Consider the following 18,609-nt stretch of genomic DNA (forward strand, 5'->3'; position numbering starts at 1 on the left):
GCAGTAGTCTGTGGAACCCTCCCCGTTTTCACGTTCGGATGCGGTGAGAGACCGCTTGCAGTAACCACTCTGCATTGACCAACTAGAAAGGGCCACGCTCCGTGGTACTGCGAATATTCGGTTTATCCATCGCAATTTCGATCCTCGCGATGATCGTTGCGTTCATCTACGGCGGACCCGAGGCACTGTTCCTCGTCATCATCTTGTCGATTCTGGAAATCTCGCTTTCCTTCGACAACGCCGTCATCAACGCCACTGTTCTGCAAAGAATGAGTGAATTCTGGCAGAAGATCTTCCTCACCATCGGCGTCATCATCGCCGTCTTCGGTATGCGTCTGGTGTTCCCGCTCGTGATCGTCTGGGCTGCTTCCGGACTCGGTCCTGTAGCTGCACTCGACCTCGCGCTCAACCCGCCGCCGGACGGTGCAGCGTACTTCCCCGGCACGAACGAGCCGAGCTACGAAACCATCCTCACGGACGCTCACCCGCAGATCGCTGCCTTCGGTGGCATGTTCCTGCTGATGCTCTTCCTCGGTTTCATCTTCGAAGAGCGTGAGATCACCTGGCTGTCTTGGCTCGAGAAGCCCCTCGCTCGCATCGGCAAGCTCGATCAGCTCTCCGTCGTCGTGGCCGGCATCGTCCTGGTTCTCAGTGGTTCTTTCCTCGCTGCTGACGACAAGGTTTCCACCGTCATGATCTCCGGTGTTCTGGGCATGATCACCTACATCGCGGTCAACGGATTGGGTGAACTGTTCAACCTGCCGGAAGAAGGCGAAGAGGAAGAAACCGCCAAGTCCGGCGGCCCCACGCAGCTCGCGAAAGCGACCGGTAAGGCCGGCTTCTTCCTGTTCCTCTACCTCGAGGTCCTCGACGCGTCCTTCTCCTTCGACGGCGTCATCGGCGCATTCGCCATCACGGCAGACCCGATCATCATCGCCCTCGGCCTCGGCTTCGTCGGCGCGATGTTCGTCCGTTCCATCACGGTCTTCCTGGTCCGCAAGGGCACGCTCTCCGATTACGTCTACCTCGAGCACGGTGCGCACTGGGCCATCGGCGCTCTGGCCGTCATCTTGATGGTGTCCATCGGCGTTCACATCAACGAGATCATCACCGGCCTGGTCGGTGTCTTCTTGATCGGCGCTGCTTTCATCAGCAGCCTCATTCGCAACAAGCGAATCGCGAACGAAGATCCGAAGTTGGACGAGAACACTCCGGCAACTGTCTGACGTTCTTTCTCGAAACGCCCGCGACCAATTGGTTGCGGGCGTTTTGTTTGTTATGCCTGAATTGAAACTCTCTGCATTCTTAGCCGCGCGCCAATTGTTCAGCCGCGCGCCAAATTCAGCCTGCGGGTGAACAATTGCCCTGCGGGTGCGAAAAACCTATTCGTAAGGGAAACCATGAACGAGACAGTCATAGAGCGCGCAACGGACGAGGACGCCGCGGAAATCCTTGTTCTACAACGCTGTTGCTGGGTTTCGGAAGCAATCTCCAACAACAGCATGGACATACCCCCGCTCCACGAGGACCTACCCACGGTCCGAGCCTGGGTTAAGGAGTCGACTGTCTGGACCGCACGACGCGGCGGCCGGCTCGTCGGGGCCGTGCGAGGAACCGCGGACGGAACCGCATGGCAGATCGGTCGCCTCATGGTGGCGCCGGACTTGGCGGGCAACGGCCTCGGCCGACGCCTCTTGCAGCGCGTGGAACAGAACGCTCCGGAGCACTTCACCCGTTTCGAGCTGTTCACCGGAAGCAGGAGCCTGCGGAACATTCGCCTGTACACCCGAGCGGGCTACTCCCAATTGCCGCCGGACCCAAGCCACATCCCCGGAGTCGTCTACCTGTCCAAGCCGAACGCCATCAACTCCGACTGAACGGCGATACTGACTTCTGTGGTGAACATTCGCGTCGCAGCGCAGACAGACTTGCCGTTCTTACGTGAGCACGACTCGCACGTCGCTGCCGAGGAACTCGCGTCAGTGGTCCAACGCGGCCGGATACTCATCGCCGAGGACAACGGTAATCCAATCGGATGGCTGCGCTGGGGCTTGTTCTGGGACGAGATTCCGTTCATGAACATGCTGACCGTCCTGTCTTCGAACCGCGGCCAAGGCATCGGGCGCGCTTTGGTCACAGATTGGGAAAAACGCATGAGCCGCGCGGGACACTCGCAGGTCCTCACCTCCACACTCGCCGACGAATCAGCCCAGAACTTCTATCGCGCAATGGGATACACCGACGCGGGAGTTCTTTTACTCCCAGGCGAGTCCTCCGAAATCTTCCTACGTCGAGACCTCGATACGACGACCGATCTGACCGATCCCCACATTACCCACGAGTAATATATGGTGGTCGTCACACCACGATCTCAGGGTGGGGCGTGGCACACCAATGTGGAGGACGAGTATGTCGTCAAGGGTCTTATCTCGCGCAGTTGTCGGAGTACTCGCGCTTGCACTGACAGGCGTCGGCGCACCGGTAGCGCTCGCGCAGCCAGTCCTTGCCAAGTCCCCCGATGACGGTTTCTACAGCTACGACGGCGCGGCACCCCTCTCGTCGTACGCTCCAGGCGCGGTCCTCGAGACTCGCACCGTGCCGTACACCGTGCTCAACATCCCGACCCCGATACAGGCAGTCCAGGTTCTCTACCGATCAACCGACGCCCTGGGACAGCCGTCCGCCAACGTCACCTCGATCCTGCGCCCGGCCAACGCCCAACCGAACAAAGTTGTTTCGTACCAGTCCTTTTACGATTCGTTGAACCCCGACGACAGCCCGTCGCGAGCCATCGCGGGTAACACCCCGATCGGCGACTGGACTCCCAGCGGACGCAACTTCAACATCGGCGGTACCTTCACGAGCATCGAAGCCGCGCTGTTCGGGCCGCTCTTCGCATTGGGCTACACGATCGTCGTCCCGGACACCGAGGGCCCGGACGCCAACTTCGCTGCCGGACCCGAATACGGGATGATGACGCTCGACGCTCTGCGTGCGGCCAAAGATGTCCCGGAAACCGGAATCACCGACAACGCAGAGATCGCGCTCATGGGGTACTCCGGCGGAGCCATCGCCACCAACTGGGCTTCGATCCTCGCTCCCGCGTATGCACCGGAGATCAACGACAACTTGATCGGCGCCGCGCAGGGCGGCGTGCTGGTCAATCCGGCCAACAACCTTCGCTACGCAAGCGGAAGCATCGGGTGGGGCGGCGTGGTCGGCATGGCAGTCGTCGGCGTTGCGCGTTCGTACGACATCGATTTCGGGAAGTATCTCAGCGACCGTGGACGCGACGTCATGGCTCGACTCGAAGACGCGTCCATCGGCAATGTGCTGGCACAGTATCCCGGACTGACCTGGCAGGATCTGGTCAAACCCGAGTACGCCGATCCCAATACGGTTCCCGAGTACGTCGATGTCGTGAACAAGATCAACATGGGCACCGCGGCGACACCGACCATTCCGATGTTCATCGCGCAGGCGGCCAACGGCACCATCGAGGGCACCCAACCCGGCGGCCCCGGTGTCGGAGCGGGAGACGGCGTGATGATCACGGGCGACGTCCGCACCCTCGCACGCAAGTACTGCGACGCCGGCCTGGCGATTCAGTACGACCAGTACGACACCATCAGCCACTTCCTCGGCGCCATGCTCTGGCTGCCCGGTGCGCTCGCCTGGGTCGACGACCGCTTGAACGGCAAGCCTGCACCGTCCAACTGCGCGAACATTGCACCGGGAAACTCACTTGCGCCGCAAGAACATGCGCGCTGACTGACAGCGACCCCGAATCTACTTCGACGGCTCCACCTCCCAGCGAACGTGAGTCACCAACGGTTCCAGGCTAAGCCGGCTGACGGCGGATTCCAGGAGTCCGTCGTCACGCTCCGCGGCAGCCAGTTCGGCCACCACCCGCACGCGGTCGCTGTCCGGGATGTCGAAGGACTGCACTGACCGGAGCTGAAACTCGGGCCTCGAAATGGACTGCACGGTAAGACCTCTGATGTGAGCTTCGGCGTCGCCGTGACAGGTCACCTCGAAGGTGTAGTCCGCGGGCGGTTCTTCGCGTCCGGTTCGGGCAGGCTGGTGATCCATCATCCGACCCAACGGCCTCAACAGCGTGTTCGCCAACATGATTGCGCCGGCCCCGAACACCGCGACCCAGTACATTCCGCCGCCTGCCAGCGCACCGACGGCGGCCGTGGCCCACAAGGTTGCGGCGGTGTTCAGGCCGGTGACCGAGGCTCCCTGCTTCATGATCACCCCGGCACCGAGGAAGCCGATCCCCGAGACGATCTGCGCTGCGACGCGCGTCGGATCAGCGTCCGGCCCCTGAAACCCGTACGCGCCCATGATGACGAAGAGCGTCGCACCCAAGCTCACCAACGCGTTGGTTCGCAGACCCGCCATCCTTGCGCGCCATTGCCTTTCGATCCCGACGGCAGCGCCGAGAACGAGTCCGAGCGCTATCCGCACAAGGATGACGTGGATTTCCACGGTGAACTCCTAGAGCCAGGTCGCGAATCGACGGATGAACATTCCCTTGGCCACCTGCGTGACGACGCAGTAAGCCGCGAGAGTGAGGACCAGCCACGGGAAGTAGTTCCACGGCAGTGAAACCAACCCGAGGGAATGGCCCCAGGACGTGAACGGGAACACCAGCGCGAAGACGCAGGCGGCGCCCGTGCTGAGCAGTACCGGAAGCGAAGCACGCGACTGGATGAACGGGACCTTCCGGGTGCGGATCATGTGAACGATCAGCGTCTGCGAGATCAACGACTCGATGAACCAACCCGATTGGAACAGCGCTGCATGCTCGGGAGAGTTGGCAGCGAACACGAACCACATCAGCGCGAAGGTCGAGATGTCGAAGATCGAACTGATCGGGCCGATGAACACCATGAACCGGCGAAGGCTCTTGGTCTCCCACTTGCGGGGCTTCGCGAGGAAGTCGTCGTCGACGCGGTCCCACGGGATCGTGAGCATCGAGAGATCGTAGATCAGGTTCTGCAACAACAGAACTACGGGAATCATGGGGATGAACGGCAGCAAGGCACTGGCGACGAGCACCGAGAAGACGTTCCCGAAGTTCGACGACGCAGTCATCTTGATGTACTTCTGGATGTTTCCGAAGGTACGACGCCCTTCGATGACTCCTTGTTCGAGTACCCCGAGGTCCTTCTCCAGCAAGATGATGTCCGCGGATTCGCGGGCGATGTCCGCCGCTGTGTCGACGGAGATGCCGACGTCCGCCGACCGAAGTGCGGGTGCGTCGTTGACACCGTCACCAAGGAAACCAACCGTGTGGCCGACCCGGCGCAGCGATTCGACAATGCGTGCCTTCTGCATCGGATCCGTCTTCGCGAAGACGGTTGTCCGCTGCACCAACTCGTCGAGGGCGTCGTCGTTCAACGCTTCGATCTCGGCGCCGGAGACCACGGTCCCGACATCGATACCGACTTTGCCGCAGACGGTTTCGGCGACCAGTTCGCTGTCACCCGTCACTACCTTGACCGCGACTCCATGGCTCGCGAGGGCTTCGATCGCCCCGGCCGCAGATTCCTTCGGCGGGTCGAGGAACGCCAGCAGTCCAACCAGGGTCATGCCCTCTTCGTCGGCCGTCGAGTACTCGCGGCGCTGCTCTTCGACGACCGTCTTGGTTGCCACCGCAAGCACTCGCTTGCCCTGACCGTTCAGTTCCGCGACCAGACGGTCGACGCGGGCCAGCCATCCCGGTGTCAATTGGTGGGCCACCCCCTCCAGTTCCACCGATTCACAGACCGAAAGGAGCTCTTCCACTGCGCCTTTGGTGACGATCAGATCGGCGTCGCCGTGGTCGACCACCACGGAGAGTCGACGGCGCTTGAAGTCGAAGGGAATCTCGTCCACCAACCCGTGCCGACGCGAGATCTCCTCGATCACTTCGGGACCGGCGGCCTCGATCACCGCGTCGTCGAGAAGACTGCGCAATCCGGTCTGATTCACGGAATTGACTGCCGCTAGCCGCAATACCTCCTCGGACTTACGTCCGGCAGTATCGAGATGCTCACCGAGAACGATGCGGTCCTCGGTGAGAGTTCCGGTCTTGTCCGTGCACAGAACGTCCATGGCTCCGAAGTTCTGAATCGCGTTGATCTGCTTGACGATCACCTTCTTGCGCGACATGTGGAGCGCACCCTTGGCCAGGTTCGCAGTCACGATGAGCGGCAACATTTCGGGGGTCAACCCCACCGCGGTGGCGACGCCGAAGAGTAGTGCTTGGCTCCAGTCCTTGGTCAGTCCGTTGATGATGAAAACCGCGGGAACCATGATCAGCATGAACTTGATCAGCAGGTAGCTGACACTGCGCACCCCGACGTCGAAGCTGGTTTCGGGTCGCTTGGACGCCAATTGTGCTGTCATGGCGCCGAAGTAAGTCCGCTTGCCGGTGTGCACCGCGACGGCGGTGCCGCTGCCCGACACGACGGAAGTACCCATGAACCCGATGTTCTCGGCCTCGAGCAGCCGATCGACGTCGATCCCCGTCGACGGTTCCGCCGACTTCTCGGCCGGCATCGACTCACCGCTGAGCATTGACTGATTGACCTGTAGATCCTTGGCCCGGATGATGCGGACATCGGCCGGGATCATGTCGCCTGCGGCAAGCTGGACTACATCACCTGGCAGTAGCTGCTCGATCGGAATCTCAGCCGTGACCACGGTGTTGTTGATCTTGCGGGTGGCCGCGACAGTTGTCGTGACCATGGCCTTGAGTGCCTCGGCAGCCCGAGTCGAACGGTATTCCTGCCAGAACCTCAGGGACACACTGACAAAGATCATCAGCCCGAGGGTGATGATGCCCTCGTAGGAGGGACCGTCGTCCGGGTCTGCCCACACCACGTCGGTCCCGACCATGATCAGGGCGAGGAACACCAGGATCAAGATGAACGGATTCTTGAAAGCTTGCGCGAACTGCACGATCGCCGGTGCCGGGCGGTCGTGGCGGACATCGTTGCGCCCGTATCGCCGACGAAGATCGTCGATCTGATCGTCACGAAGGCCGTTGGCCGTCGTAGTCAGATCTGCGAGAACGGTGCGCGTGTCCGAGGCCGAGTAGTCGACCAATTCCTGTGCGCTTTCTTTTGCCAGGACCGTTGAAGGTGTTTGTTGTGCACTGTTTCTCGTGGGCCGTGGCCGCAATGCGAGAACGGAAAATGACATGACGAATCTCCTCGACTGCCAGCGTGCACGGGACAGTGCCAGTGCATGAGGGCAGCAGAATGCGCTGAACGACAACGGAAGTCGTCAGCGGACGCGACAAAGCCGCGCAGATGAAACCGAGGGTGCGAAGGTCAGAGACTGACGAGCAAAATGCCGGGGTGAGCACCGTCGGTAAGAACAGAAGGATGGGTCGAATATCGACTCGGCGGGTCGTCCACGATGGTCACCTCCTGAAAGTTCGGGGCGTCCGTTGACGCCACACAAAGTACATGCGCACAGCACACGCCAGGAGAACCGAATATCGACGTACTCTCGCCTTCGCCGGAAGAAACCGGCATCAAGCTGCGAAAACACCTCCACGTCCGAGTTTTGGCACTGCACGACGTGTCCCGATCAAGACCGGGAAGCCACTTTGGATCACCCCTTAAGCCGGGGAGATCTGTCCTAACCTTGGGCGTCTCTCGACGTCGTGAGATCAGTGGCCTGTGTTCGTGCAGAAGCCTCACCTAACGAGGTACTGCACCCAGAGGGTAGTTCTCAAATCTGTTGCCTGTCAACCGAGCAACTCAGACGGCGGGCAATCCTGCCCGTGCGACGGCGCCGGCGAAGAGTGCCGTCACGGCGGCACCCATCACGCTCTGATCAACTTCTTCCGGATCCACCGAGTGCTCGAGAACGAGCCCGGATATCAAGGCCATCAACGAGATTGCAGTGGTCCGCACATCGAAGGAATCGTCCACTCCCCATTCGCGGGCACGTTCACCGATCAACTCCACGAGTTGACTGCGCAAGTGGCGACGCTCACGTAAGTACGCCTGAGCGATCTGCGGATCACGTCCGGCGAGCACTCCGAATTCGAGGACGAGCAGTGACCACCCAGGGTCGTCGACCATCCACGTTGCAATGGCCTCGCCACCTTTGCCCGCCGCGTCGGCCGGGTTCATCCCGGCGATCTCGGCAAGCACACGGCCGGCCAGTTCGAGAGACCGTTGCGCGAACAGTTCGGCGAACAGATCCTGTTTCGACTCGAAGTTGGAGTAGACAGCCCCCTTGGTGAAGCCCGCTCGGCGAGCAACTTCAGTGAGACGTGCAGCACTGAATCCGCGCTCCGCAAACTCTTCCGCCGCAGCGTCGAGCAGTCTTTGCCGCACCACGTCACGTCCGGGGCGGGTTACCGGCGTCCAGTCCGGTTGACGAGATTCAGTCACGATACCTAGAGTATTCAATACCTCGGGTATTGACAAGCTCTTTACTTTCGACAAGATCAGGACTCTTTCGTGACCACTACGCATCCGGCACACGCCGCACCAGACAACAGCTCCACCCACGACGAACACCACCACGACAATCTGCTGGTGAAATACGGCGCACCCAAGGTGATGGCCGCGCTGTTCGTCGGCGTGCTCCTGCTGCAGATGGGCTTCATCCTCAGCTACGTCGCCGCCTTCCATCAGCCGACTCCGCGAGACATCGAAATCGCGGTCATCGCCGATCAGGGCACACCGGACGGCATGGATCAGCAGATCGCCGACAAACTCAACGCCATCGACGGCAGCCCGCTCGACGCTCAGGTGGTCGACAGCACGGCGACCGCTCGCCGCATGATCAACGACCGCGAGATCCAGGGCGCGTTTGTCATCAATCCGGCCGGACCGGACACCCTGATCACCGCGAGCGCGGGCGGCAGCTCCATCGCGACATCACTCGAAGCGGTGTTCACGAAGGTCGAGGCGACGCAGGACCGACAGTTCGTCGTCCGCGACGAGATCCCCGTCGGAGCGCACGACAACCGCGGCCTCTCCGGCTTCTACCTCTCGGTCGGCTGGGTCGTCGGCGGCTATCTCCTTGCGGCAGCCATCGGACTGTTCATCGGTGCGCCGAAGACCCTCCGCCAGGCAAGCGCACACACGGGCGTGATCGCGATCTACTCGATCATCTCGGGAGCCCTCGGCGCACTCATCACCTCACACGTGCTCGGAACTTTCGCGGGCCACTGGTTCCCGCTCTGGATCCTGGGAACAGCCGTGGTGTTCGGCACCGCCATGTTCACACTCGGATTGCGCGCTGCCATCGGCGTTCTGGCAGTCCCGCTGGCTATCGCCGTCTTCGTGATTCTCGGCAATCCCAGTGCGGGAGGCGCATTCGGCTCCAACGTGATTCCCTCGTTCTATGCCGCCATCGGCCGATGGATCACACCTGGCGCCGGCACCGAAGGCGTGCGGAGCATCGTCTACTTCAACAACGTCGGCGTCGGCCAGCCTGCTCTGACGCTTTTCCTGTACGCGCTGATCGGTGCGGTCATGCTGTTCGGCTTCACGATCCGCCGTAACCGAAAGTCCACCGACACGACGCCGACTCCAGCTGTGGCGAACGCCGACTAGTCCTAGTCTGAACTCATGACGAGCCTCCTCCACCCCAACGCCTCGCACGTCGCCGAAACACTGATCTCACGGGGTCACCACGGCGTCATCGTCACGCAGCCCGAAGCCACGCACACCGCGGCCGAGGCAGCGGCGGCCGTCGGGGTGGAGGTAGGCGCGATCACCAAGTCGCTCGTGTTCCTTCTCGACGACGATCCGGTCCTGCTGCTGGTCTCCGGCGCACATCAGGTCAACCTGAAAGCCACCGGCGAACGCCTCGAAGGCAAGCTCACGCGGGCGCCGCTGGAAATGGCGAAGTCGGCAACGGGCCAGCCGATCGGTGGGGTCGCTCCGCTCGGGCATCCCACCAACCTGCCCACCTACATCGATACCGCCCTCGAGCAGTACCCCGAATTGTGGGCTGCTGCCGGGCACCCGAACACGGTCTTTCGCACGACCTACTCCGAACTCCTCCGAATCACGGCCGGCCTCGCCGTCGACATGGACTGACGCACTTCAGCCAACCCGGTCCGACCCCACTCAGACGTGCGTCCACCTATAGTTGGACGCACCATGTGCACTGCAACCAGGACCCCGGCCGGTAACCACTGGCGTCGACGACACGTAGATCTGTGCCGCACCGACGCATGTCTGTGTATGCCGAGCGCAGTCACCTCGACCACACCGCACACCTCGAGTTCCAGCCGGAGAGTTCCCGTTGTCTGACAAGCCGAATGCCGTTTCCAGCCACACCACCCCCGACGTCCCCGAAGTAGCAGCGACGCCCGAGTTGTCCACCGGCATCTGCGCCGGCGACTACCGTGCAGCGCTTCGCCGCCACCCCGCCGGTGTCACCGTCGTGACCCTCGATTCGGGTACCGGCCCGGTGGGTTTCACCGCCACCTCGTTCTCGTCCGTCTCCCTCGAGCCGCCGCTCGTCTCGTTCAACATCGCGGAGACGTCGTCGAGCATCAATGCACTCAAGGCCGCCGAGTCTTTGGTTATCCACCTTCTCGGCGAACATCAGCAGCATCTGGCCCAGCGCTTTGCGCGTAGCGCCGATCAGCGTTTTGCAGACGAGTCGCTGTGGGCAGTGCTCGACACCGGGGAGCCGGTTCTGCACGGCACCCCCAGCTGGATGCGCGTCAAGGTCGACCAGTTGATCCCTGTCGGCGACCACACGCTGGTCATCGGACTCGTCACGCGGGTTCACGCCGAAGAGGACGACGAATCCGCTGCCGCACCGCTGCTCTACCACGAGGGCAAGTACTACCGCCCCACTCCGTTAGGTCAATAGACAACTGTGCGCCTTTATTAACCGCCCGCGGTTAATAAAGGCGCACAGCAAGTTACAGCGCTACGTACTTGGTATCGAGATACTCGTCGATACCCTCGGTTCCGCCTTCACGGCCGAAGCCCGATTCCTTCACGCCACCGAACGGCGCCGCAGCATCGGAGATCGCGCCGCGATTGACGCCGACCATGCCGGTGTCCAGCTTGGCCGAGACGCGCATCGCCCGGTCGATGTCGCGGGTGTAGAAGTACGCCACGAGGCCGTACTCGGTGTTGTTCGCAGCCGCGATCGCTTCGTCTTCGGTGTCGAAACCGACCACTGCCGCAACGGGTCCGAAGATCTCTTCCTTCAGCAGGCGCGCATCGGCGGGCACCTGATCCAGAACGGTTGGGGTGAAGAAGAAGCCGGCTCCTTCGGGCGCCGATCCACCGGTGCGAACGCGAGCGCCCTTGGACACGGCGTCGTCGACGAGTCCGGTGACGGTTGCGAGCTGCTTGGTGTTGATCAGCGGGCCGATGTTGGTGCCCTCGGCGTCACCGGCGCCCACCTTCAAGGCCGCAACCTTGGCGGTGAACTTGTCGGTGAACTCCTCGCGCACCGAGTTGGCGACGTAGATGCGGTTGGCCGCGGTGCAGGCCTCGCCGCCGTTACGCATCTTCGCGAGCATTGCGCCGTCGACAGCTGCGTCGATGTCGGCGTCGTCGAAGACGATGAACGGCGCATTGCCACCGAGTTCCATCGACGTGCGGAGCAGCTTGTCAGCGGCATTGCGCACCAACAGCTTTCCGACGCCCGTGGAGCCGGTGAAGGTGACCTTGCGCAGACGCGCATCTTCCATCAGCGGTCCACTGATGGAGGCCGCGTCGGACGTCGGGAGGATCGAGAGCACACCGTCGGGCAGACCGGCATCGGCGAACACCTGACCGAGGAGCTGCATGGTCAGCGGCGTGTCCTCGGCGGGCTTGACGATGATGGTGCAACCGGCAGCCAGCGCCGGTCCGATCTTGCGTGTGCCCATGGCGAGCGGGAAGTTCCACGGGGTGATCGCAAGGACCGGTCCGACGGCTTCCTTGGTGACCAGGATGCGACCGTTGCCGGCCGGAGCCTGCGTGAAACGTCCGCCGATGCGTACTGCTTCCTCGCTGAACCAGCGCAGGAATTCGCCGCCGTAGTTGACCTCACCGCGGCTCTCTGCCAACGACTTACCCATTTCCAGGGTCATCATCAGCGCGAAGTCCTCGGCGCGGGCGTGCAGCAATTCGAAGGCGGTGCGCAGGATCTCGCCGCGTACACGTGCCGGCGTGGCCGCCCAGTCTTCCTGCGCCGCAGCGGCGAGGTCGAGCGCACGGATACCGTCGGCAGCGGTGGCGTCGGCTACCTGGGCGAGTTCCTCACCCGTTGCCGGGTTGTAGACCGCAAAGGTCTTCTCGGCCGGGACGAGCTTGCCGCCGAGCCAGAGACCCTTGGGTACCGAGTCGAGAAGATCCGAGACGTTGGACATGTCAGTTCCCCTGTGCTGCAGTGCGGATAGCGGTCTCGAGGACGGTCAACGCGTCGTCGAGCAGCTCTTCGGAGATGACCAGCGGCGGGAGCAGACGGATGACGTTGCCGTAGGTACCGCAGGTGAGGATCACGACGCCGGCAGCGAGGCATTCGGCGGCGATCTTCTTGGTGATATCGGCGTCCGGCTCCTGCCCACCGGGCTTGACCAGCTCGATGGCGAGCATGGCGCCGCGACCGCGAACGTCACCGATGACGTCGAGTTCCTTTGCCAGTGCGTTCATTCGGCCGACGACGGTCGACTCGATGGTGCGTGCGCGGCCACAGAGGTCGAGCTCGCGCATCTGGTCGATGGACGCCAATGCAGCGGCGCAGGCGACGGGGTTACCGCCGTAGGTGCCACCGAGGCCGCCGGGGTGGACGGCGTCGATGAGCTCGGCGCGGCCCGTGACAGCGGCGAGCGGCATGCCGCCTGCGATGCCCTTGGCGAGAGTGACCAGGTCGGGGACGATGCCCTCGTGATCGCTGGCGAACCAGGCGCCGGTACGAGCGAAGCCTGCCTGAACCTCGTCGGCGATGAAGACGACGCCGTTCTCCTTGGCCCACGCGACGAGCGTCGGGAGGAATCCTTCTGCGGGAACGATGAATCCGCCCTCGCCCTGAATGGGCTCGATGAGGATGGCGGCCGTGTTGGCAGCACCGACCTGCTTCTCGATCATCGTGATGGCGCGCTGTGCGGCCTGCTCACCCGTGATCTTGGAGCCGTCGACGTTGAGGCCCTCGCGGTACGGGTAGGACATCGGGACGCGGTAGACCTCGGGGGCGAACGGACCGAAGCCGCTCTTGTACGGCATGGACTTCGATGTCAGTGCCATCGTGAGGTTGGTGCGGCCGTGGTACGCGTGGTCGAAGACGACGACTGCGTCGCGACCGGTTGCGTGACGGGCGATCTTGACGGCGTTCTCGACGGCTTCTGCGCCGGAGTTGAACAGCACGGAACGCTTCTCGTGGTCACCGGGGGTGAGCTCGGCGAGACGCTCGGCGACCTCGACGTAGCCCTCGTACGGAGCGACCATGAAACAGGTGTGGGTGAAGTGCGCGACCTGATCCTGAACTGCGGACACGACGGCCGGGTTGGAAGCACCGACGCTGGTCACCGCGATACCGGCACCGAGGTCGATCAGCGAGTTGCCGTCGACGTCGACGATGACTCCGCCGTCTGCGTCGGCGACGTAGACCGGGAGGGTGGATGCGACGCCGGCGCCGACGACCTTCTTACGGCGTTCGGCGAGCGCAGCCGAGCGCGGGCCCGGGAACTCCGTGACGATGCGACGCTCCTGCGGAAGCCGGTATTCGATTGCACTCATGTGACCACCCTCTCGGTTGTGTATTGCATTCGAGTATGCGACGCGCGAAGCATCGCAAGCACTGCCGAAATGGATACCCGAAGCTCCAGGGCTACTCCATATCGGCAACGACAGCTAGCCTTGATCAGGTGACGGTTCCGATCTCGTGGCTCTTGCGCCAGAAACACCTCTCGCTGGCTCTGCTCACCGACCGAGCAGCTGCCACCCACCCCGTCACGTTTGCACAGGCCACAGAGCTGACGGACCCCACCCCGTGGCTTTCCGGCGGCGAATTGGTGCTCACCACCGGGCTGGCACTGGTGGGCGCGGACGCCACCGACTACAGCGAGTACATCGACCGTCTGGCCGCCGCAGAAGTATCGGCTCTGGGTTTCGGGACCGGCCTTTCCCACGAGAGTGTGCCCGCAGACCTGATTGCCGCCGCCCGCAGTCGCGGGCTCCCCCTGCTGGAAGTGCCGTTCACGACCCCGTTCGCGGCGGTCACGCGCGCGGTGATGACCCGTCTGAGCCAGCAGGAATACGAATCGGTACTCCGCGCGGCAGAAGTACAGACACGCATCACCCGCGTTGCGCTGCCCGGTGGCGTGTCGGCGATCGTGCGTGAACTGGCCACGGCCACAAAAACTTCGGTGGCGTTTGTCGGTGATCGGATCACCGCGGTGCATCCGGCAAACCAGAAGTCGTTGATCACCGAGGTTCGCGCGGTCGCGGCCACCACCCGCGATCCCAACGCTCCGGCGTCGATCTCGCAGAGCACACCCGAACGGACGCTGACACTGTCCCCCGTCGGCGTCACCGACAGTTGGCACGGCTACCTCGCCATGGCGGGCGCCGGGCCCCTGAGCAATATCGACAGAGTGTTGCTCGGGCATGCGGTCTCGCTGCTCACTCTCGAACTCGAGAAACCGGTTCGACTACGGGCCGAGCGAACTCGACTCAACGCCATGGCTTTCGGGCTCTTACTCGACGGCCGAATCCCCGAGGACGGTGTGCCGTCGTACTTGGACGAAGCGAGCGACACGCACGGCAATGTCCGTGTCGTCCACGTTCGCGGATCCGGACTCGGCCCTGTTCTTCGCGAACTCGACAACGCTCTCGCGCGAGCAGGCCGGCCGTTGTTCGCGCAATCCGAGGACGGTTCGCTGACCGTCCTCCTTCGCGGAACCGACACAATCGACACTGCCAAAACACTACTGGCGCAGCTCTCCCCCACCGAGGCGAAGACGGTGCGGGCCGGAATCAGCACCCCTCACCGTCTTCTGGACGCACCGCGCGCTCTCGTCCAGGCCCGCGCCGCGGCCAATCTCACGACGGCCACTGCCCGCATTCTCGAGTTCGACGCTCTGAGTGGCTCGACGATTCTGGCATCCGAGCCTGCCCGTGAGGCACTGATCGCAATGGCAGCGGACACCATCCCGGTGCTGACCGAACACGACCAGGCACACGGGAGCGCACTGGTCGCGTCTTTGCGCGCCTATCTCGAGGCAAACGGTCAATGGGAGTCGGCGGCAGCCGAACTCGGTGTTCATCGGCACACCCTCCGAGGTCGCATCGCACGCATCGAGGAACTGCTGCAATGCGACCTCGGACAGGCCAGGGTCAGAGCCGAACTGCTGCTATCGCTACTCGCCTGGGAGGGTCGCTGAACGCTCCGCGGCGTGTACCGAAGCGAAACTGGACGCACCGCGAACGAGTAGTTCGAGTTCGGCGTCGACCGTGCAGAGACGGGCGGTGTCCAGCGCTCCACTGCGGCTCACGCTCGACATCAAGGCCGTGAACCGGCGCACCGCTTGCGGATTGGCGGCGGTCCACAACTCGACGACCTCCGGAATACCTTCACCGAGCGCTCCGGACACGAGGTCTGCGAAACGCGCCGTCAACCTGGCGTGGACGGCAGCGCTGCCCATGACCTCCCAATGCGAGGCGCCGACGGCAACGTCGACGCCCCCGAGAACGTCGCCCAGATCGAGGGTGTCGGAGAGTTCCCGGTAGATCGCAGCCGCGGCCTGAACCGTCGTATTCTCCTGCAACGCAATGTCAGCCAGGGCGAGCGCCCCGAAAGACGCCTCGATGCGGTCGCTGGCCGACAGCCCTTCGGTGAGAGCCCGCACCGGCGCGGCCCATCGATCGATGTCGGCTCGCGGGTTCACGGTGAACCGGCCGGCTGCTCCCGGACGACGCAACACCCAGCTCATCTCGGATTCCAACAACTGCTGCAAGCGATCGAGAGCCTGCAACTGCTCGGTGGCGCGCAGCTCAGAGTTCAAGATCTCGCGCCGAAGGTCCTCGGTGCCGAGCACTTCGCTGACCACTGCGTAGGCCAGAGCCGCTTCCGGACTGTGGACTCCGAGGTGTTCCTCCAGCCGGAACAGCACGCCGGGTCCGACGCGGTTGACCAGTTCGTCGACCACCGAGGTGATGATGATGTCGCGGCCCAACCGATGTGCGCGGACTGCGTCCGGTGCTGCCTCGACGACGGAGAGCGGGAAGTACTGCGGGAGACGATCGGCGAAGATCTGATTGTCCGGGACGGTCGACGCCCCCAATTCCGCCGTCAGCACGTTCTTCGACTGCGCCACCAGCACAGCAAGTTCCGGACGGAGTAGGCCCTGCCCGGCTCGCGCCCTGACCGCCAGCGCCTTGGCGTCCGGCAATGATTCTTCGAGGCGCTTCATCGCGCCCGCCGAGACCAGGTTCTCGATCAACCGTTCGTGCTGATCGAGCAGGGCGGGAGCGCGGTGCTCGGCCAGGCTGATCGCGAGGGTCTGATCTTCACTGGCCTCGAGTACCGATGCGGCTACCTCGTCCTGGGCCGCCGCGAGTAGTTCATTGCGCGAGGTCGCGTCCAACTCTGCGAGTGCGATCTTGATGTTGACCTCACGGTCCGAGGTAGCCACGCCGGCCGCGTTGTCGATGAAGTCGGCGTTGATTCGTCCTCCGCCAGCGGCATATTCGATGCGGGCACGCTGGGTGAAACCCAGGTTGCCGCCCTCACCCACCACGGTTGCACGCAACTCGTCAGCGCTGACGCGAACTGCGTCGTTGGACGGATCGGCCGCGTCGACGTTGCTTTCGGTCGACGCCTTCACGTAGGTACCGACGCCGCCATTCCACAACAGGTCCACCGGAGCGCACAGGATCGCTCGGATCAGTTCCTGCGGAGTCAGCTTCTCCTCGGTGATACCGAGAACCTGACGCGCTTCGAGCGGAAGACGGATCGACTTCGCGCTACGTGGCCAGACGCCACCGCCAGGCGACATCACGGTGCGGTCGAAGTCGTCCCAGGACGAGCGCGGCACGGTGAAGAGACGAGCGCGTTCGGCAAACGTCGTCTCGGTGTCGGGGTTCGGGTCGATGAAGATGTGGCGGTGATCGAATGCCGCGACCAAACGAATCTTGTGCGAGAGCAACATTCCGTTACCGAACACATCGCCGGACATGTCACCGATGCCCGCGACGGTGAACGGATCGGTGTCGACGTCGAGGTCACGCTCGGCGAAGTGGCGTCGAACCGCTACCCAGGCGCCGCGAGCGGTGATGCCCATCGCCTTGTGGTCGTAGCCGGCTGAACCGCCGGAAGCAAAAGCGTCGCCGAGCCAGAAACCACGTTCGACGGCGATGCCGTTCGCGACGTCGGAGAACCGTGCGGTCCCCTTGTCCGCCGCCACGACGAGGTAGGAGTCTTCACCGTCGTACTCGATTACTTCGGCCGGGTGCACCGCTGCGCCGTCGACGATGTTGTCCACCACGTCCAGCAAGCCGCGGATGAAGGTGCTGTACGACTCCTGCACCTGCGCCGGGGTCGGCGACGACGTGCCCCGAACCACGAACGCACCCTTGGCTCCCGAGGGAACGATCGGCGAGTTCTTCACGCTCTGGGTCTTCATCAGACTCAGAGCCTCGGTGCGGAAGTCCTCGTATCGATCCGACCAACGCAGGCCACCACGGGCGACGGAGGAGCTACGCAAATGCACGCCTTCGACATTGGGTGCGCTGACGTAGATCTCGCGGAAAGGAACTGTCTTCTGCGGGGTGGAGAGCAACTGCGAGTCGATCTTGAACGACGCGTACGGCAGCGGCTCGCCGGCCTCACCGCGCAGGTACCAGTTGGTGCGCAGAGTCGCCTGCAAGAATGAACGCACACCGCGCAAGACGCGATCCTCGTCGAGAGTGTCTGCACCGTCGACTGATTCGTCGATGGCCGCCGCCGCGGTGGCCACGGCCGTCTCACGCGAACCTGCTACTGCGGGATCGAAACGCGCGGTGAAGAGTTCGATTGCCTGCCGTACGAAGAGCGGCTTCGCTGCCAACACTCCGACGATGTAGCTCTCGGACAACCCGATACGAGCCTGAGCGAGGAAACGGCACGCAGCGCGCAGCAACTCTGCGTCGCGCCACGTGATGTCTGCTCGTCCGATCAGACTGGAGAATGCGTCCATCCGGGTCTGTCCGGCGATGACGGCTTCGAAGGCGTCCGCCATCTTCTCGAGCGCACTGCCGTCGAAGGTGCTCGGCTCGAAGGTGAAGTAGTGTGCCGAACCCAGAACGGTCGGAAGCGGGCGGTGCGTCGAAACTCGGAGTCCGAGGGACTCGAAGTTCTCGCACAGATCGGAGAGGGAGGGCTCTCCGGACGGCCACAGCACCACACAGGTCAGATCGTCACTGTTCAGGGCACCGCTGTTCAAGTCGTCGCTGTTCAAGTCGTCGCTGTTCAAGTCGTCGCCCTGACGGAAGACGAGTCGCTGGCCCGCTGCTGCCAATTCGGCGACCAGTTCGAGCGCCGGGTCACCGGATCGATCACCGCCCGCGGGTCTCGATTCTGCAGCTGCGGTCTTGGTCGCCGATGATGTGCTCGCCATTGAACACCCTCCTGGAAATTATTGGATCCGAA

14 protein-coding genes and 1 riboswitch are annotated in these 18,609 nt (G+C 63.2%); of the genes, 8 read left to right on the top strand and 6 right to left on the bottom strand.

Going from position 1 to position 18,609, the window contains the following annotated elements:
* Positions 1–101: 101 nt before the first annotated feature.
* The 4 genes from H351_RS00080 (at position 102) to H351_RS00095 (ending at position 3,771) form a co-directional block, all read left to right on the top strand.
* Positions 102–1,226 carry a DUF475 domain-containing protein gene (locus H351_RS00080; RefSeq protein ID WP_029254390.1) on the top strand — a complete coding sequence of 375 codons (1,125 nt, stop codon included), beginning with the start codon at positions 102–104 and terminating at the stop codon, positions 1,224–1,226.
* A gap of 174 nt (positions 1,227–1,400) precedes the next feature.
* On the top strand, positions 1,401–1,877 hold the full coding sequence (locus H351_RS00085) for a GNAT family N-acetyltransferase (protein ID WP_029254389.1): 477 nt from the start codon (positions 1,401–1,403) through the stop codon (positions 1,875–1,877).
* Positions 1,878–1,895: 18 nt separating this feature from the next.
* Positions 1,896–2,345, top strand: a complete 450-nt coding sequence (locus H351_RS00090) for a GNAT family N-acetyltransferase (RefSeq protein WP_007727049.1) — start codon at positions 1,896–1,898, stop codon at positions 2,343–2,345.
* Between the two features lie 64 nt (positions 2,346–2,409).
* A complete protein-coding gene (locus H351_RS00095) occupies positions 2,410–3,771 on the top strand; it encodes a lipase family protein (RefSeq protein ID WP_029254388.1) in 1,362 nt (453 codons plus the stop codon).
* A gap of 18 nt (positions 3,772–3,789) precedes the next feature.
* Here the strand turns inward: H351_RS00095 and H351_RS00100 are convergent, their stop codons facing one another.
* From H351_RS00100 to H351_RS00110, 3 genes are all read right to left on the bottom strand, one after another.
* Positions 3,790–4,494 carry an MgtC/SapB family protein gene (locus tag H351_RS00100; protein WP_003941187.1) on the bottom strand — a complete coding sequence of 235 codons (705 nt, stop codon included), beginning with the start codon at positions 4,492–4,494 and terminating at the stop codon, positions 3,790–3,792.
* 9 nt (positions 4,495–4,503) lie between these two features.
* The gene (gene mgtA, locus H351_RS00105; protein WP_029254387.1) at positions 4,504–7,197 is read right to left on the bottom strand and encodes a magnesium-translocating P-type ATPase; all 2,694 of its coding nucleotides are present in this window, start codon (positions 7,195–7,197) and stop codon (positions 4,504–4,506) included.
* Positions 7,198–7,544: 347 nt separating this feature from the next.
* A riboswitch (M-box (ykoK) riboswitch) is annotated at positions 7,545–7,718 on the bottom strand.
* A 45-nt stretch (positions 7,719–7,763) separates the two neighbouring features.
* Positions 7,764–8,348 (bottom strand): TetR/AcrR family transcriptional regulator, encoded by a 585-nt coding sequence (locus H351_RS00110; RefSeq protein WP_029254386.1) that lies wholly within the window; start codon positions 8,346–8,348, stop codon positions 7,764–7,766.
* A 126-nt stretch (positions 8,349–8,474) separates the two neighbouring features.
* Here H351_RS00110 and H351_RS00115 point away from each other — a divergent pair, with 126 nt between their 5' ends.
* From H351_RS00115 to dszD, 3 genes are all read left to right on the top strand, one after another.
* A complete protein-coding gene (locus tag H351_RS00115; RefSeq protein WP_003941129.1) occupies positions 8,475–9,578 on the top strand; it encodes a membrane protein in 1,104 nt (367 codons plus the stop codon).
* A 15-nt stretch (positions 9,579–9,593) separates the two neighbouring features.
* Positions 9,594–10,067 carry a YbaK/EbsC family protein gene (locus H351_RS00120; RefSeq protein WP_019746727.1) on the top strand — a complete coding sequence of 158 codons (474 nt, stop codon included), beginning with the start codon at positions 9,594–9,596 and terminating at the stop codon, positions 10,065–10,067.
* Between the two features lie 208 nt (positions 10,068–10,275).
* Entirely contained in the window at positions 10,276–10,854 is a 579-nt protein-coding gene (gene dszD, locus H351_RS00125; RefSeq protein WP_003941189.1) for an NADH:FMN oxidoreductase DszD, read from the top strand.
* A gap of 52 nt (positions 10,855–10,906) precedes the next feature.
* On the opposite strand, the gene H351_RS00130 is transcribed toward dszD, so the two are convergent.
* Together H351_RS00130 and gabT are read right to left on the bottom strand one after the other, a co-directional pair.
* Positions 10,907–12,352, bottom strand: a complete 1,446-nt coding sequence (locus tag H351_RS00130) for an NAD-dependent succinate-semialdehyde dehydrogenase (RefSeq protein ID WP_020968315.1) — start codon at positions 12,350–12,352, stop codon at positions 10,907–10,909.
* 1 nt (position 12,353) lies between these two features.
* On the bottom strand, positions 12,354–13,718 hold the full coding sequence (gabT, locus tag H351_RS00135) for a 4-aminobutyrate--2-oxoglutarate transaminase (RefSeq protein ID WP_007727077.1): 1,365 nt from the start codon (positions 13,716–13,718) through the stop codon (positions 12,354–12,356).
* Positions 13,719–13,846: 128 nt separating this feature from the next.
* Here gabT and H351_RS00140 point away from each other — a divergent pair, with 128 nt between their 5' ends.
* A complete protein-coding gene (locus tag H351_RS00140; protein ID WP_037119171.1) occupies positions 13,847–15,364 on the top strand; it encodes a PucR family transcriptional regulator in 1,518 nt (505 codons plus the stop codon).
* Here the strand turns inward: H351_RS00140 and H351_RS00145 are convergent.
* A complete protein-coding gene (locus tag H351_RS00145; protein ID WP_029254384.1) occupies positions 15,341–18,577 on the bottom strand; it encodes an NAD-glutamate dehydrogenase domain-containing protein in 3,237 nt (1,078 codons plus the stop codon). The two genes, H351_RS00140 and H351_RS00145, sit on opposite strands and share 24 nt — an antisense overlap.
* Positions 18,578–18,609: the final 32 nt, after the last annotated feature.

It is taken from the genome of Rhodococcus erythropolis R138 (assembly GCF_000696675.2).
GTDB lineage: Bacteria > Actinomycetota > Actinomycetes > Mycobacteriales > Mycobacteriaceae > Rhodococcus_F > Rhodococcus_F erythropolis.

Coding starts and splice junctions, on each gene's coding strand:
- H351_RS00085 (WP_029254389.1), top strand. CDS start 1,401: ATGAACGAGACAGTCATAGAGCGCGCAACGGACGAGGACGCCGCGGAA.
- H351_RS00095 (WP_029254388.1), top strand. CDS start 2,410: ATGTCGTCAAGGGTCTTATCTCGCGCAGTTGTCGGAGTACTCGCGCTT.
- mgtA (WP_029254387.1), bottom strand. CDS start 7,197: ATGTCATTTTCCGTTCTCGCATTGCGGCCACGGCCCACGAGAAACAGT.
- H351_RS00120 (WP_019746727.1), top strand. CDS start 9,594: ATGACGAGCCTCCTCCACCCCAACGCCTCGCACGTCGCCGAAACACTG.
- H351_RS00130 (WP_020968315.1), bottom strand. CDS start 12,352: ATGTCCAACGTCTCGGATCTTCTCGACTCGGTACCCAAGGGTCTCTGG.
- gabT (WP_007727077.1), bottom strand. CDS start 13,718: ATGAGTGCAATCGAATACCGGCTTCCGCAGGAGCGTCGCATCGTCACG.
- H351_RS00145 (WP_029254384.1), bottom strand. CDS start 18,577: ATGGCGAGCACATCATCGGCGACCAAGACCGCAGCTGCAGAATCGAGA.